Origin of the sequence: Nocardioides agariphilus, assembly GCF_015352445.1 — a bacterium.
In the GTDB taxonomy this organism is placed as follows: Bacteria; Actinomycetota; Actinomycetes; order Propionibacteriales; family Nocardioidaceae; genus Nocardioides; species Nocardioides agariphilus.
Genome location: NZ_JADKPO010000007.1, coordinates 115340 through 129845 on the forward strand (window position 1 = coordinate 115340; position 14506 = coordinate 129845).

Genomic DNA, 14506 nt, shown 5'->3' on the forward strand with positions numbered 1-14506 from the left:
ACTCGCCCGGTGGTCGAGCTTGTCGAGACCAGGGCTCGGTAGATTGCCGCCTCGTGAGGATCGTCGTCGCACGCTGTCAGGTCGACTACGCCGGCCGGCTCACCGCGCATCTTCCGATGGCGACGCGGGTCTTGATGATCAAGGCCGACGGGTCGGTGCTCGTGCACTCCGACGGTGGTTCCTACAAGCCGCTGAACTGGATGTCGCCGCCCTGCAGGGTGCGTGAAGGCGTGACCGACGACGGCCAGGTCGAGTGGGTCGTGACCGGCAAGGACGACGACACCCTGCGCATCCTCATCGATGAGGTCCGACACGACACCAGCCATGACCTCGGCCTCGACCCCGGCCTGCAAAAGGACGGCGTCGAGAAGCACCTCCAAGAGCTCCTGGCCGAGCACCCGTCCAGCCTGGCCGACGGCCTCACCCTCGTCCGCCGCGAGTACCCCACCGCCATCGGCCCGGTCGACCTGATGTGCCGCGACGTCGCCGGCGCCTCGGTCGCGGTCGAGATCAAGCGCCGCGGGGAGATCGACGGGGTCGAGCAGCTGACCCGCTACCTCGAGCTCCTCAACCGCGACCCCTTGCTCGCCCCGGTGCGCGGCATCTTCGCGGCCCAGGAGATCAAGCCCCAGGCCCGCGTCCTCGCCACCGACCGCGGCATCACCTGCGCTGTCGTGGACTACGACGCCCTGCGCGGCATGGACGACCCCACCGATCGGCTGTTCTAGTGCCCCGCGAGGGACGTGTGGTGAGGCTTGGGGTGCCGAGCGTGCGTGCAGCGCACGGCGCCGGATCGAAGACGCTGTTGGCTCATCATCGAGGGACGGCAACGCAGCGATGTGTGTGCTTCCCTTCGCGGGGCACAGAGGCCTCGATCCACCGAGTTTCCACAGCTCCCGCTCGGCCGGTGGCGGGTCGCCCTCGAAACGGCATAGCGTTCCTGGTGTGACGAGCGATCCCCACCTTCTGCGCAGAGTTGCACGACTCGAGAACGACCGGGACTCGCTCTACGAGCTTGTCGACGACTTTCGCGCCGAGGTCCGCGCACGTTTCGACCAGGTCGACGCCCGGCTCGACCAGCACGGCGCGCGGCTCGACCAGCACAGCGCGCGGCTCGACCAGCACGACGCCAGGTTCGATCGGATCGACGCCAGGTTCGACCAGCACGACGCCAGGTTCGACCAGCACGACGCCAGGTTCGACCAGCACGACGCCAGGTTCGACCAGCACGACGTCAGGTTCGACCGGATCGACGGCACGCTCGCCGAGGTGCTGCGCCGGCTGCCGGAGCCACCCGAGGCATGATCGGCGACCGGGACACCGCGCGGTCCGACCACCTCTTCCACATCGCCACCGCAGCCGACTGGTCGGCAGCCCAGCGCTCGGGCGTCTACACGACCTCGACCCGAGGTGTGACGCTCGACCACGAGGGCTTCATCCATGCCGCCCGGCGCGAGCAGGTCGCAGAGGTCTGGAAGAGGTACTACGCAGACGCCGGTGAGCCGCTCGTGCTGCTCACCGTCGACACGGGACGCCTGACCTCGCCCTGGCAGGCGGACCCGGTCGGCGACACGACATACCCGCACGTCTACGGGCCGATCAACACCGGCGCCGTCGTGCGCGCTCAGCCCCTTGACGCGCGAGGCGGCACCGGCTCGTTCACGGGTGCGTTCGTCGGCGAGATGTTCGTCCGCATCGCGCTGTTCGTCGCAGCGATGGCGCTGGCCTTCGTGGGCTCGGCGATCGGTGGTCGAGCAGACTCCGAGTGGGCCGGGTTCGCTGGAGCCGTCGCGGGCCTGGCTGCAGGCCTCGTCGTCATGCTGCTGGTACTGCGGCGACGAGGCTGACGACCTCCTCGGCGGTCCCCCAGCTCAACGTGACCCCGGCGCCGCCGTGGCCGTAGCAGTGCACGACGTCGCCGACGCGTTCGACTCGCACCGAGGGCCGGGCCGGACGCAGACCGACGCGGTGCTTGAGGACACGAGCAGAGGCCAAGGCGGGCACCAGCCGCCGCCCACGCGCGAGGATCTCCTCGGCCGTCGCCATCGACGGCGTCTGGCTCCAGTCGCCCTCCTGGTCGGTGCCCCCGACCACGATGTCGTGCTTGCGCGGTACGACGTAGGTGAGCGCCGCCGAGGAGTCCAGCCACCACTCGTCGAGCCCGACCTGCTCGACGTACACGACCTGTCCGCGCACCGGCTCGACCGTCAGGTCAGAGGCCAACAACCGGCTCCCGATACCGGCCGCGTTGACGACGACATCGGGCCCGACGGGCAGCGCAGCCAGGCTCATCCGGGTGATGGTGCCGCCGAGCCCCTCGACCCGGCCGGCGAGCCAGCGCAGGTACACCGGCATCTCGACGACCGGCGCGACGAACGTCCACGCGTCGGCGCAACCCAGGGGTGGCGCGACGCGGTCCAGCTGCGGGACCGCCGGGCGCCACCAGGGCTCTTGCTGGGCAGAGCCGAAGACCTCGACGCCACTGCGCAGCACGACCCCGGACTCCGCGACCTGGGCCAGCCCGACGAACACCTCGTAGGAGCGCGCCGACCACGCGAGCACGCGGTCGAACGGAAACGCGCGGTAGGGGTACCAGATGGCGGCGGCCACGGCCGAGGTCGTCTCCAGGGGCAGGTCTCGCGCGAGTACGTCGACGCGGTGGCCGTCCTCCAACAGGCGGACCGCGCAGCTGAGTCCGACCACTCCAGCACCGACGATCGTCACCCGCGACATGGGTGACAGTGTGCCGGTCCTGCGCAGCGCCGTCAGGCGCCGGCTGCGCAGCACTTCTTCTTGGGCAGTCCGGCCTTCTGCTCGCCTTCGTGCCCTTCACCGCGCGAGGGAAGCTAGCGGAGTTTGCTAAGGCTTACTAACTACTCGCCATCCGGACGCGTCGCCCTGGAGCTCGACGTACCCGCAGTTCTCGAAGTCCCACGTGCGACCGGGGCGGAAGTCCATGACCGCCTGGGTGGCGACGATGACGCCACCGTGACTGACCACCAACACCGCCTCGCCGCGATGGGAGTCGGCGATCGCGTCCAGCACCGGTCGCACGCGCGTGACGACGTCGACAGCGCTCTCGCTGCCGGGGTACACAGCATCGACGTCGCCTGCCACCCACCTCTCCATCTCCGCCACGAAGATGCCCTGACCGTTCGGCATCCCGTAGGCATCGCCCACCGCGAACTCCGCCAGCCCCTCGCGCACGGTGACCTCGACCCCCAGCACACCCGCCGCGAGCTCCGCTGTCTGCACCGCCCTCGCCACCGAGCTGCAGTAGACATGCGCGATCCGCTCGCCGCGCAGCTTCTCGCCCAGCTCGCGAGCCTGCGCGCGTCCCACGGCGGTCAGGGTGCCGCCGTGGTTCACCATCACCGGACTCTCGTACTCCGTGTGGCCGTGTCGCGCGAGGAAGACACGAGCGGGGCACTGCAGGTCCGTCATGACGACACCCTAGGTACCGTCGCTGACGTGCGACCCACTCCCCTGCCGCCCGGCCCCGGGCAGGAGTCCGTCTGGGACTACCCACGCCCGCCACGCGTCGAACCGAGCACCGAGTTGGTCGAGGTTCTCCTCGGTGGGCTCGTGGTCGCGCGCTCGACCCATACCTTGCGCGTGCTGGAGACCAGCCACCCGCCCACCTACTACCTGCCCGCCGCCGACTTCGTCGAGGGCGCCTTGCGTCCAGCCAGCGGTCATACCTACTGCGAGTGGAAGGGCCAGGCGTCCTACGCCGACGTGGTCGTCGCCTCGACCACCGCCTCACGCGCGGCCTGGACCTACCCGCATCCGATCAACGGCTTCGAGGCCTTGGTCGACCACTACGCCGTGATGCCCGGCCTCGTCGACGCCTGCCTGGTCGACGGCGAGGTCGTGGTCGCCCAGGAAGGCGGCTTCTACGGAGGCTGGATCACCAGCCGCGTCGTGGGTCCGTTCAAGGGCGGCCCCGACTCCCGCGGCTGGTAGCTCCTCGGCTGGCAGCTCGTCGACTGGCAATTCGTCGACTGGCAGTTCGTCGGCTGGTCATCAGTCGCGTGGCCGCAGCTCGTCGGCGTACCAGGCGGACCTGTCAGTCCAGGTCGTGCGCCTTCCTGATCACGTCCACGATGCCGCCCATGATCTCGGTGAGCCCGAAGTCCTTGGGCGTGTAGACCGCGGCGACGCCGAGCCCGGTCAGGGCTCGGGCGTCCGCAGCCGGGATGATCCCGCCGACCACGACCGGCACGTCGTCCAGTCCGGCAGCACGCAGGCCGTCCAGCACGGCAGGCACCAGCTCCATGTGGGAGCCGGACAGGATCGAGAGCCCGACGCAGTGCACGTCCTCAGCGACAGCTGCCGCCACGATCTGCTCGGGCGTCAGCCGGATGCCTTGGTAGACCACCTCGAACCCGGCATCGCGAGCGCGTACAGCGACCTGCTCGGCGCCATTGGAGTGCCCGTCCAGACCCGGTTTGCCGACCAGGAGTCGCAGTCGTCCGCCGAGCTGCTCGCCCGTCGTCCGGACCCGCTCGCGCACTGCTGCGAGCTCCGCTCCGGCATCGGCCACGCCGACCCCGCCCGTGACGCCTGTCGGTGCCCGGAACTCCCCGAACACCTCGCGCAGCGTGCCAGCCCACTCTCCCGTCGTCGCACCCGCGCGCGCGGCAGCCAGCGTGGCCGCCATCAGGTTCGCGTCGGTCTTGGCATCGGCAGCGAGCCGGTCGAGCGCGTCGCGTACGGCGGACTCGTCGCGCTGCGCCTTCCAGGCACGCACCGACTCCAGGGCGGTGGCCTCGGCCTGCGGGTCTGCAGCCTGGATCGCCGCGTCGAGGTCGGCGGTCAGTGGCGATGGCTCGGTGGTCTCGAAGACGTTGACGCCGACGACCTTGTCCTCGCCCGACTCAATGCGGGCCCGGCGGGCCGCGTGCGAGCCGACCAGCTGCTCCTTCATGTACCCGGACTCGACCGCCGCGATCGCACCACCCATGGCCTGCACACGGTCCATCTCGGCTCGCGCTCCTGCGACCAGCTCGGCGACCTTGGTCTCGATGACCTTCGAGCCCTCGAAGATGTCGTCGTACTCCAGCAGGTCGGACTCGAAGGCCAGCACCTGCTGGAGCCTCAGCGACCACTGCTGGTCCCACGGCCGCGGGAGCCCGAGCGCTTCGTTCCACGCGGGGAGCTGGACGGCGCGAGCGCGGGCATCCTTGCTCAGGGTCACGCCGAGCATCTCCAGCACGATCCGCTGGACATTGTTCTCGGGCTGGGCCTCGGTGAGGCCGAGCGAGTTGACCTGGACGCCGTAGCGGAACCGGCGCATCTTCGGGTCGGTCACGCCGTACCGCTGCTCGGTCAGCTCGTCCCACAACTGCACGAAGGCCCGCATCTTGCACATCTCCTCGACGAACCGGACGCCCGCGTTGACGAAGAACGACATCCGCCCGACCACCTTGCCGAAGTCGTCGGGCGAGACCTGTCCGGAGGCGCGCACGGTATCGAGGACGGCGATGGCGGTGCACAGCGCGTAGGCCAGCTCCTGCTGCGGCGTCGCGCCGGCCTCCTGCAGGTGGTAGCTGCAGATGTTGATCGGGTTCCAGCCCGGGATCTCGTGGACGGTGTAGGCGATGACATCACCGATCAACCGCATTGAGTGCTCGGGTGGGAAGACGTAGGTGCCGCGGGAGAGGTACTCCTTGACGATGTCGTTCTGGGTCGTGCCCGCGAGGTCGCGGGCAGCGGCGCCCTGCTCCTCGGCCGCGACCACGTAGAGCGCCAGCAGCCACATGGCGGTGGCGTTGATGGTCATCGAGGTGTTCATGTCAGCCAGTGGGATGCCGTCGAAGAGCCGGCGCATCTCGCCCAGGTGCGGGACCGGCACCCCGACCTTGCCGACCTCGCCGCGAGCCAACGGGGAGTCGGGGTCGTAGCCGGTCTGGGTGGGCAGGTCGAAGGCGACCGACAAGCCGGTCTGCCCCTTGGCCAGGTTGGTGCGGTAGAGCTCGTTGGAGGCCGCGGCCGTCGAGTGGCCGGCGTAGGTCCGCATCACCCAGGGGCGATCCTTGACCCGGTCGTGACGGTCCTTCTCGCGCATAGGGCCGAGGGTAGGTCCGTGACTACCTCTCGGTAACCGACTGCGCGTGTGGGATGTGCGACAGCGTCGGACCGGTCACATCAAGCCGATGCGGCCGCTCGCTCGACGTCGACGAACCGCATCAGGCGCGAGAGGTGGAGCATGCGGCGTACGGCCGGGCCGCAGCCGCGCAGGGTGACGTGGTTGCCGGCCAGCGACGCCTCGCGGCTGGCGTAGGCCAGCACGCGCGTGGCCGTGACGTCGATCGAGGTGACGTCGGTCAGGTCGACCACGACGTCCATCTCGCTGCCCGACAGCCGCTCGCGGAGGGCGTTGCGCACCTCCCATGTGCTGCGCGCGTCGAAGTCACCGCTGAGAACCAGCGTCGACCCCACGTTCTCGATCAGCATCCAACCCACCCCGTTCTCCGGTTCCCGAGTGTCCGGTGCGGATGGCATGAGGAGCCCCCGTGGCGCCTCGCTGCCCCCGTACTCGTAATGACGCGCGGTACACCGATTCGGTTGCTCTCTGGCAGAGGTGGATTTTTCAACCACTCGTGCGCCGGTCCAGCGCTCACGAGTCGGCCACTAGAGTCGCGGCCATGGTGAACCTCACCCGGATCTACACACGCACGGGTGACGGCGGTCAGACCCGGCTGGGCGACATGAGCGTGACGACCAAGAACGACTCGCGACTGCACGCCTACGCCGATGTCGACGAGGCCAACGCGCAGCTCGGGGTCGCTCTCACGCACGACCTGGAGGAGGACGTGCGGGCCGTCTTGATACACGTCCAGAACGACCTCTTCGACGTCGGCGCCGACCTGTGCACGCCGGTCGTGCAGAGCCCGGAGTTCCCACCGCTGCGCATCGAGCAGGAGTACGTCGACCGACTCGAGGCGTGGTGCGACCACTACAACGAGTCCCTGCCGAGCTTGAGATCCTTCATCCTCAACGGCGGCACTCCCGCGGCGGCACAGCTGCACGTCGCACGCACCGTCGTACGTCGGGCGGAGCGGGCCGCCTGGGCGGCGCACGACGAGCACGGCGAGACGATGAGCACCTTGGCGATCACCTACCTCAACCGACTCTCGGACCTGCTGTTCATCCTGGCCCGCTACGCCAACCGCGAGGCAGGCGACGTGCTGTGGGTGCCGGGTGGGCACCGCACGGGCCAGGGCAACGAGAAGGGCAACGAGAAGGGCAACGAGAAGGGCAACGAGAAGGGCAACGAGAAGGGCGACGGGTGAGCGACGAGAAGAAGCACCAGCACCAGCACCAGCACCAGCACCAGCACCAGGCACCCGCTGAGCCGGTCGACGACCTCGTGGTCACCCACCACACGCTGACCACGACCAGCGGCGAGATCTCCTACACCGCGCGCACCGGCCGCATCGTGCTGCGCGAGGAGGAGGTCAAGAAGGACAAGTTCACCGGCTGGAAGGCCCGAGCCGAGCTGTCGGTCACGGCCTACACCCTCGATGAGTCCGACGGTGCCGGCAGTCATCGGCGCCCGATCACCTTCGTCTTCAACGGCGGTCCGGGCGCGGCATCGGTCTGGTTGCACATGGGGCTGCTCGGTCCCCGACGCGTCGACGTGGGCAGCGTGGACGCGCCGACCCCCCCGCCGTACTCCCTGGTCGACAACCCGCAGACCCTGCTGGCCGTCAGCGACCTCGTGTTCATCGACCCGATGTCCACCGGTCACAGCCGCGCGGTCACGGGCGGCAAGGCGGTCGACTACCACGGGTTCGGCAAGGACGTCGAGCAGGTCACCGAGCTCATCCGGCTGTGGTGCACGCGCGAGGACCGTTGGATGTCGCCGAAGTACCTCATCGGCGAGTCCTACGGCACGACCCGAGCGGTGGCCGTCGCCGAGCGCCTGGCTCGCGTGCACGCGATGGCGCTCAACGGGCTGGTCCTCGTCTCAAGCGTGGTCGACTTCGGCAGCCAGGACTTCGAGTTCCTGCGCGCCGACGAGGCCTGCCTCAACTTCCTGCCGACCTATGCCGCGATCGCCCATTACCACGGGCTGCACGAGGGCCGGACCCTCGACGAGGTGCGCGCCGAAGCGGAGGAGTTCGCTGCCGGCCCTTATCGCCTCGCCCTGTCGCGGGGTCGTCGGCTGCCCGCCGAGGAGCGCTCCGCGATCGTCTCGACCCTGGCGCGGCTGGCCGGCGTCAGCGAGGAGTACGTCGACCGCACCGAGCTGCGCATCGAGCACTGGCGCTGGTGCACCGAGCTGCTGCGCGACCGGGGACTGACCGTGGGCCGCATCGACGGTCGCTACACCGGCCCGCTCCACTCGCGCATCGCCGAGAACATGGATGCCGACCCGTCCATCGACGCGATCGACGCACCCTTCACCGCAGCCCTGCACCACTACCTGCGCGGCGAGCTCGGCAGCATCCAGGACCTGCCCTACGAGGTGTTCGCCAACGCGATCAAGCAGTGGTCGTTCAAGGAGTTCGAGGGCAAGCCGATCAACGTGGCCGACAAGCTCGAGCGGCTGATGCGGGTCAACCCGCACCTTCGGGTGCGCATCGAGTACGGCTACTACGACCTGGCCACGCCCTACCACGCGGCCGAGGACATGGTCGCCCACCTGCGCCTGCCCGACGAGGCCTTCGACCGCATCGAGCACGCCTACTTTCCCTCGGGCCACATGCCCTACCTCCACGAGGAGTCGCGCATCGCCGAGGCCGAGGGCATCGCGGCCTTCGTGACCCGCTGATCGGTGGTTGGGGTGCGAGGAGCGCGCCAGCGACGAGCCTCGAACCTCCGATCCCGTCAGTGGCTACGAGTCGAACCCCAGGCCCATCCGGTCGAGCGAGCGCAGCCAGACGTTGCGCCTGCCACCCTTGCGGTCGGCCGCGGCCAGGGACCAGCGGGTGAGCTGGACGCCCGCGAACGCTAGCGGCTCGGGCGGGAACGGCAACGGCTTGCTGCGCACCATCTGCAGCCGCGTCCGCTCGGTGTCGAGACCGTCGAGCAGGTCGAGCATCACGTTGGCCCCGAAGCGGGTGGCGCCGACACCGAGGCCGGTGTAGCCGAGGGCGTAGGCCGCACGGCCGGCGTACGCCGTGCCGAAGAAGGCGAAGAAGCGCGTGCAGGTGTCGATCGCGCCGCCCCACTGGTGGGTGAACCGCAGCCCCTCGAGCTGAGGGAAGGTCTCGAAGAACTGCCGTGCGAGCAGGTCGAAGGTCGCCGGCCGCTGGTCGAGCCGGTCGTCGATCTTGCGACCGAAGTGGTAGATCGCGTCATAGCCGCCCCACAGGATCCGGTTGTCGGCAGTCAGCCGGTAGTAGTGGAACTGGTTGCCGGAGTCGTCGATGCCCTGGCGGTGGCGCCAGCCGACCGAGGCGAGCTGCTCGGCCGACAGGGGCTCGGTCATCAGCGCGTAGTCGTAGACAGGCACGGTGTGCCACCGCACCCGGCGTACGAGCGAGGGGAAGGCGTTGGTGCCGAGGGCAACGCGCGAGGCGCGCACGGTGTGACCGGATGCCGTGCGCACGGCCATGCCCTCCGCGTCGCCGGCCAGGTCGGTGACCCGCGTGCTCTCGTGGACGCGTACGCCGAGCCGCTCGGCGGTCTCGGCCAGCCCCCATGCCAGCTTGGCGGGGTCGAGCAGTGCGTTGTTGTCGCGCTCCCACAAGCCCGCGAGGTACGTCGGAGAGGCGACCTGGGCACGGATGGCGTCCTGGTCGAGGAACTCGCCGTCGCCCTCGTCGGCGGCCTCACGCAGCCAGTCGACCTGGTGCGGCTCGGTCGCCACCGACAAGCCGCCCGTGAGCTCGAAGTCGCAGGCGATGCCGTAGCGGCCGATGGCGGACTCGAGCTCGGTGAGGTTCTGGCGCCCCAGCCGCTCAAGGGTGTCGATCTCCGCGGGGAAGCGCTGGGCCCCGTTGTCCTTGCCGTGGGTCAGCGACGCCGAGCAGAAGCCGCCGTTGCGTCCGGAGGCGGCCCAGCCGATGCGCTGCCCCTCGAGGAGGATCACCTCGCGCGCGGGGTTGCGCTCCTTGGCGAGCACGGCGGTCCACAGGCCCGAGTAGCCGCCACCGACCACTACGAGATCGGCCGCGGTGTCGGCGCTCAGCGCTGGCCGGGCCACCGGCCTCAGCGGCGAGTCGAGCCATGCGGGAACAGGTGCCGCATCCGCCAGCGCAGGGTGGCCCGTCATGGCCACACCGTAGGGGCTGGGGCGGGTCCGACACACGCCAGCGTCCGTCAACCGGTTGCCTAGTCCGGTCGTTGTCGATCCGTTCGGTTTTCCTCGTTTTACCAACTCGCAGGTAACAAACCCACCTACCCTCCCAGCAACCAGACGTGCCGGAAGCGTCTCTCCCCCTGACAAGGACCAGCCCCCCGACGCCGCCGGCAACGTCGGCACGTTCAAGACCAGCGCGGTCTACAAGCGCTGACCACGATCTGCTGGTTGAGGAGGCATGCCGGTCACCGGCCAACCGTGCCCTGTCCGGTGACCGGCATCCGTCTCGAACACGCCGACCCCCCGCGGCGCGGCTCGAGACGGGCCGTTCGGGCGGCCCTCCTCAACCAGCGACCACCCTCGGTGGTCGAGGAAGGCGCGCTAGCGCCTGTCTCGAAACCAGACGAGACCACCCCCGCCGGTTGAGGAAGGCGCGCTAGCGCCTGTCTCGAAACCAGACGACTCGCCGCCCGATGGTTTCGAGACGGTTGCTGCGCAACCTCCTCAACCAGCGGGAGCTGCGCAACCTCCTCAACCAGCGACCACCCCCGCCGGTTGAGGAAGGCGCGCTAGCGCCTGTCTCGAAACCAGGCGACTCGCCGCCCGATGGTTTCGAGACGGTTGCTGCGCAACCTCCTCAACCAACGGGAGTGGCGCAACCTCCTCAACCAGCGGGAGTGGCGCAACCTCCTCAACCAGCGGGAGTGGCGCAACCTCCTCAACCAGCGGTTGCTGCGCAACCTCCTCAACCAGTGGGAGCTGCGCAACGTCTTCAACCAGCTACCACTCGCGGTCTGCGGACCGCCAGCACCAGCACGGCCGCGGGCACCATCGCCGCCACCACGACGTAGAGCGAGTGGAGGGTGCCGACCTGGTTGCCGACGAAGCCCAGCAGAGGCGGCCCCGACAAGAACGCGCCGTACCCGATCGTCGAGACCACTGAGACCCGGCGTGCGGCGCCCTTCGGGTCGTCGGCTGCCGCACTCAGGCCGACCGGGAAGCCCAGCGCCGCTCCGAGTCCCCACACGACGATGCCGAGAGCCGCCGTTGCGGGCTCGCCACTCACGATCACCAGCAGCAGCCCGGCCGTCGCGGCGAACGCCGACCCGAGCATCACCGGCACCCGGCCGAGGCGGTCGAGCAGGATCGGCCCGAGGAGCCGGCCGGTGGTCATGGCACACACGAACAGCCCGAACCCGGCGATCCCGACGAACTGCCGCGCGTCGTAGCCGTCGACGAGGGCCAGCGCCAGCCAGTCGTTGGCCGAGCCCTCCGCCAACGTGAACGCGAGCACCATCGCTCCGATGGCCAGGGTGCGGGGCTCCAGCCAGACCGACCGGCCCGGCTCGACGTCCTCGCCTGGGTGCTCCTCGGTGACCAGGAACGCGCCCACCGCCCAGAACAGCACCAGGGCCGACACAGCGGCGACGACGAGGAGATGGACCGGCAGAGGTACGTCGAGTCGCACGGCGATCACGCCGATCCCGGCACCGCCGATGGAGCCGAAGCTCCACCCGGCGTGGAAGCGCGGAAGGATCGTGCGCCCGAGTCGGCGCTCGACCTCGGTGCCCTCGACGTTCATCGCGACGTCCCAGATCGCGGTGCCGAAGCCGTAGCAGAGCAGTCCTGCGGCCACCACGAAGCCGGCCTCGAGGCCGGCGGCTCCGAGGGCGACCACGGCCAGGCCCACGACGACGAGGACCTGCCCGCCCCGGCAGACCCCGGCAGCGGTGTACCGCTCCACCAGCCGTCCGCTGCTGGGCAGACCCAGCAGGGAGCCCGCCGAGACCGAGAGCAGCAGCAGTCCCAGCGCAGCGTTGGACAGGTCGAGCCGTTCGCGCAGGTCGGGAACGCGCGAGAAGAGCGTCGCGAACAGTAGCCCGTTGAGGACGAAGGCCGTGGCCACGGCGCTGCGGGCTCGGTCCAGGGAGGTCGCCCTCACAGGTGCTGGGCCGCGCTGGGGGGCGCCGCCTCGAGCCAGGCCTGGAAACCCATCAGCGCCTCCTGGCTCAGTGCCAGCTCGAGCTCACCGTCCGGCGTCAGGCACCGGATGATCACGTGGTCGGGATAGAGCGAGAGCTGCTCGACGCCGCCCGCGGCCCTGCGCCGGTCGACGTACTCGAGGTCGGCGCGCTGCCACACGCGTCGAGGCCTGGGGTTGATCGAGAAGATGCGGAACCACTCCAAGGTGGTGGGCGTGTAGCGACCGAGCCCGAGAACCCAACCGCGCCCGGACTTGTTGGTCCGGGCGCGGTGGCTGAGCTCGAAGGTGCCGCCGTGGCGAGCGAGTACGCGGCGGCGGACGATCAGAGCGATCCCGTAGAGCAGGACGACACCCAGCACGACACCGGCCACGTCGAGCAGCCACTGCCAGACCGGCATCGATCACCTTTCCGAGGTGCGGGCACGAGAGTGCCTGACCCTACGCCCCCGCTAGTTGTCCGTGGTCTCGTCCCGCGCCTTGCGGTCGTCGAGGAGGCGCTTGGCCTCCTCGTAGGAGCTCTCGTGGGAGAGCTCGGCGTACTCGCACAGGAGGCGGACCTGGTTGTTGGCCACCGAGATGAACCCGCCGTCGACGGCGGCCACCCAGTGGCCGTCGTCGACCGTGCGTACGTCGACCTGGCCGGCCGCGAGCACGGACATGATCGGCTGGTGGTTGGCCATGATCCCGATCTCGCCGGCCAGCGTCCGCGCGTTGACGACGGTCGCCTCGCCGGACCAGACCTCGCGGTCGGCCGCGACGAGGGAGACCTGCATCGTGTTCGCCATGGTCAGAGGCTCTTCTGGATCTCGTCCCAGCGACGCTCGACGTCGTCCAGACCGCCGCACATGAAGAACGCCTGCTCGGCCACGTGGTCGTAGTCACCGTCGGCGATCTTGTTGAAGGCCTCGATCGTCTCGGTGACAGGGACCGTGGAGCCCTCGATGCCGGTGAACTGCTTGGCGACGTAGGTGTTCTGCGAGAGGAACCGCTGGATGCGGCGCGCCCGCGAGACGATGATCTTGTCCTCCTCGGAGAGCTCGTCGACACCGAGGATCGCGATGATGTCCTGGAGCTCCTTGTTGCGCTGGAGGATCTGCTTGATGCGGATCGCGCAGTTGTAGTGGTCCTGCCCGATGTACTGGGCGTCGAGGATCCGCGAGGTCGAGGTCAGCGGGTCCACGGCCGGGTAGATGCCGAGCGAGGCGATCTCGCGGGAGAGCTCGGTGGTGGCGTCCAGGTGCGCGAACGTCGTGGCCGGAGCCGGGTCGGTGTAGTCGTCGGCGGGCACGTAGATCGCCTGCAGCGAGGTGATCGAGTGACCACGCGTCGAGGTGATCCGCTCCTGCAGGGTGCCCATCTCGTCGGCGAGGTTGGGCTGGTAGCCCACCGCGGAGGGCATCCGGCCCAGCAGCGTGGACACCTCGGAGCCGGCCTGGGTGAACCGGAAGATGTTGTCGATGAACAGCAGCACGTCCTGGTTCTGGACGTCGCGGAAGTACTCGGCCATGGTCAGCGCCGACAGCGCCACGCGCAGGCGGGTGCCCGGGGGCTCGTCCATCTGACCGAAGACCAGGGCGGTCTGCCCGATGACGCCGGCCTCCTCCATCTCCGCGATCAGGTCGTTGCCCTCACGGGTGCGCTCACCGACGCCGGCGAACACCGACACGCCACCGTGGTCGCGCGCGACACGCGCGATCATCTCCTGGATCAGCACGGTCTTGCCCACGCCGGCGCCGCCGAACAGGCCGATCTTGCCGCCCTGGACGTAGGGGGTGAGCAGGTCGATGACCTTGATGCCGGTCTCGAACATCTCGGTCTTGGACTCGAGCTGGTCGAAGGCCGGCGCCTTGCGGTGGATGCCCCAGCGCTCCTTGACGTCGAGCGTCTCGCCCTCCTCGAGGTTGAGGCACTCGCCCAGGGTGTTGAACACCCGGCCGAGGGTCGCGTCGCCGACCGGCACCGTGATCGGGCCGCCGGTGTCGACCACCTGGGCGCCGCGCACCAGGCCGTCGGTGGGCTGCAAGGAGATGGCGCGCACCATGCCGTCGCCGATGTGCTGAGCCACCTCGAGCGAGAGGGTCTTGGTCTCGTCGAGGATCGTCAGCTCGGTCTCGAGCAGGTTGTACATCTCCGGCATGGAGTCGGACGGGAACTCGATGTCGACGACGGGCCCGATGACCCGGGCGATGCGGCCGGTGCTTCCCTGGCCCGACTGGGTCTGGGTGTCTTCAACAGTGGCAGTCATGTCTTCTCACTCACTTCGGCTG

The 14506-nt window shown here is 69.4% G+C and carries 15 protein-coding genes; 6 read left to right on the top strand and 9 right to left on the bottom strand.

The genetic code is table 11. The annotated features are described in order from the left end of the window. Positions 1-53 precede the first annotated feature (53 nt). From nucS to ISU10_RS07120, 3 genes are all read left to right on the top strand, one after another. Entirely contained in the window at positions 54-728 is a 675-nt protein-coding gene (gene nucS, locus ISU10_RS07110) for an endonuclease NucS (RefSeq protein WP_194695679.1), read from the top strand. Positions 729-945: 217 nt separating this feature from the next. After that, positions 946-1305: a hypothetical protein gene (locus tag ISU10_RS07115; protein ID WP_194695680.1), complete on the top strand. Its 360-nt coding sequence runs from the start codon at positions 946-948 to the stop codon at positions 1303-1305. Beyond that, the gene (locus ISU10_RS07120; RefSeq protein WP_194695681.1) at positions 1302-1847 is read left to right on the top strand and encodes a DUF952 domain-containing protein; all 546 of its coding nucleotides are present in this window, start codon (positions 1302-1304) and stop codon (positions 1845-1847) included. Before ISU10_RS07115 ends, ISU10_RS07120 begins: the two co-directional genes overlap by 4 nt. On the opposite strand, the gene ISU10_RS07125 is transcribed toward ISU10_RS07120, so the two are convergent. Beyond that, complete coding sequence (locus ISU10_RS07125) at positions 1816-2733, bottom strand: NAD(P)/FAD-dependent oxidoreductase (RefSeq protein WP_194695682.1); 918 nt, start codon at positions 2731-2733, stop codon at positions 1816-1818. The genes ISU10_RS07120 and ISU10_RS07125 overlap by 32 nt on opposite strands. Positions 2734-2859: 126 nt before the next feature. Beyond that, on the bottom strand, positions 2860-3444 hold the full coding sequence (locus ISU10_RS07130) for a histidine phosphatase family protein (protein ID WP_194695683.1): 585 nt from the start codon (positions 3442-3444) through the stop codon (positions 2860-2862). A 27-nt stretch (positions 3445-3471) separates the two neighbouring features. Here ISU10_RS07130 and ISU10_RS07135 point away from each other — a divergent pair, with 27 nt between their 5' ends. Next, positions 3472-3966: a DUF427 domain-containing protein gene (locus ISU10_RS07135; protein ID WP_194695684.1), complete on the top strand. Its 495-nt coding sequence runs from the start codon at positions 3472-3474 to the stop codon at positions 3964-3966. A gap of 103 nt (positions 3967-4069) precedes the next feature. Here ISU10_RS07135 and ISU10_RS07140 read toward each other — a convergent pair whose 3' ends face one another. Next, positions 4070-6070, bottom strand: a complete 2001-nt coding sequence (locus ISU10_RS07140; RefSeq protein ID WP_194695685.1) for an ethylmalonyl-CoA mutase — start codon at positions 6068-6070, stop codon at positions 4070-4072. 80 nt (positions 6071-6150) lie between these two features. Continuing rightward, positions 6151-6459: an STAS domain-containing protein gene (locus tag ISU10_RS07145; RefSeq protein WP_194695686.1), complete on the bottom strand. Its 309-nt coding sequence runs from the start codon at positions 6457-6459 to the stop codon at positions 6151-6153. A 191-nt stretch (positions 6460-6650) separates the two neighbouring features. On the opposite strand from ISU10_RS07145, the gene ISU10_RS07150 reads away from it, so the two are divergent. Together ISU10_RS07150 and ISU10_RS07155 are read left to right on the top strand one after the other, a co-directional pair. After that, positions 6651-7298 carry a cob(I)yrinic acid a,c-diamide adenosyltransferase gene (locus tag ISU10_RS07150; RefSeq protein ID WP_194695687.1) on the top strand — a complete coding sequence of 216 codons (648 nt, stop codon included), beginning with the start codon at positions 6651-6653 and terminating at the stop codon, positions 7296-7298. Continuing rightward, positions 7295-8782, top strand: a complete 1488-nt coding sequence (locus tag ISU10_RS07155) for a S10 family peptidase (RefSeq protein WP_194695688.1) — start codon at positions 7295-7297, stop codon at positions 8780-8782. The genes ISU10_RS07150 and ISU10_RS07155 overlap by 4 nt, the downstream gene beginning before the upstream one ends. Before the next feature lie 63 nt (positions 8783-8845). On the opposite strand, the gene ISU10_RS07160 is transcribed toward ISU10_RS07155, so the two are convergent. The 5 genes from ISU10_RS07160 to atpD form a co-directional block, all read right to left on the bottom strand. Beyond that, positions 8846-10228, bottom strand: a complete 1383-nt coding sequence (locus ISU10_RS07160) for an NAD(P)/FAD-dependent oxidoreductase (RefSeq protein WP_194695689.1) — start codon at positions 10226-10228, stop codon at positions 8846-8848. A gap of 799 nt (positions 10229-11027) precedes the next feature. Continuing rightward, positions 11028-12197 carry an MFS transporter gene (locus ISU10_RS07165; RefSeq protein ID WP_370864899.1) on the bottom strand — a complete coding sequence of 390 codons (1170 nt, stop codon included), beginning with the start codon at positions 12195-12197 and terminating at the stop codon, positions 11028-11030. Beyond that, positions 12194-12637 (bottom strand): DUF2550 domain-containing protein, encoded by a 444-nt coding sequence (locus ISU10_RS07170; RefSeq protein WP_194695690.1) that lies wholly within the window; start codon positions 12635-12637, stop codon positions 12194-12196. The genes ISU10_RS07165 and ISU10_RS07170 overlap by 4 nt, the downstream gene beginning before the upstream one ends. Positions 12638-12688: 51 nt before the next feature. Continuing rightward, the gene (locus ISU10_RS07175; RefSeq protein ID WP_194695691.1) at positions 12689-13024 is read right to left on the bottom strand and encodes a F0F1 ATP synthase subunit epsilon; all 336 of its coding nucleotides are present in this window, start codon (positions 13022-13024) and stop codon (positions 12689-12691) included. A 2-nt stretch (positions 13025-13026) separates the two neighbouring features. Beyond that, entirely contained in the window at positions 13027-14484 is a 1458-nt protein-coding gene (gene atpD, locus ISU10_RS07180; RefSeq protein WP_194695692.1) for a F0F1 ATP synthase subunit beta, read from the bottom strand. Positions 14485-14506 lie beyond the last annotated feature (22 nt).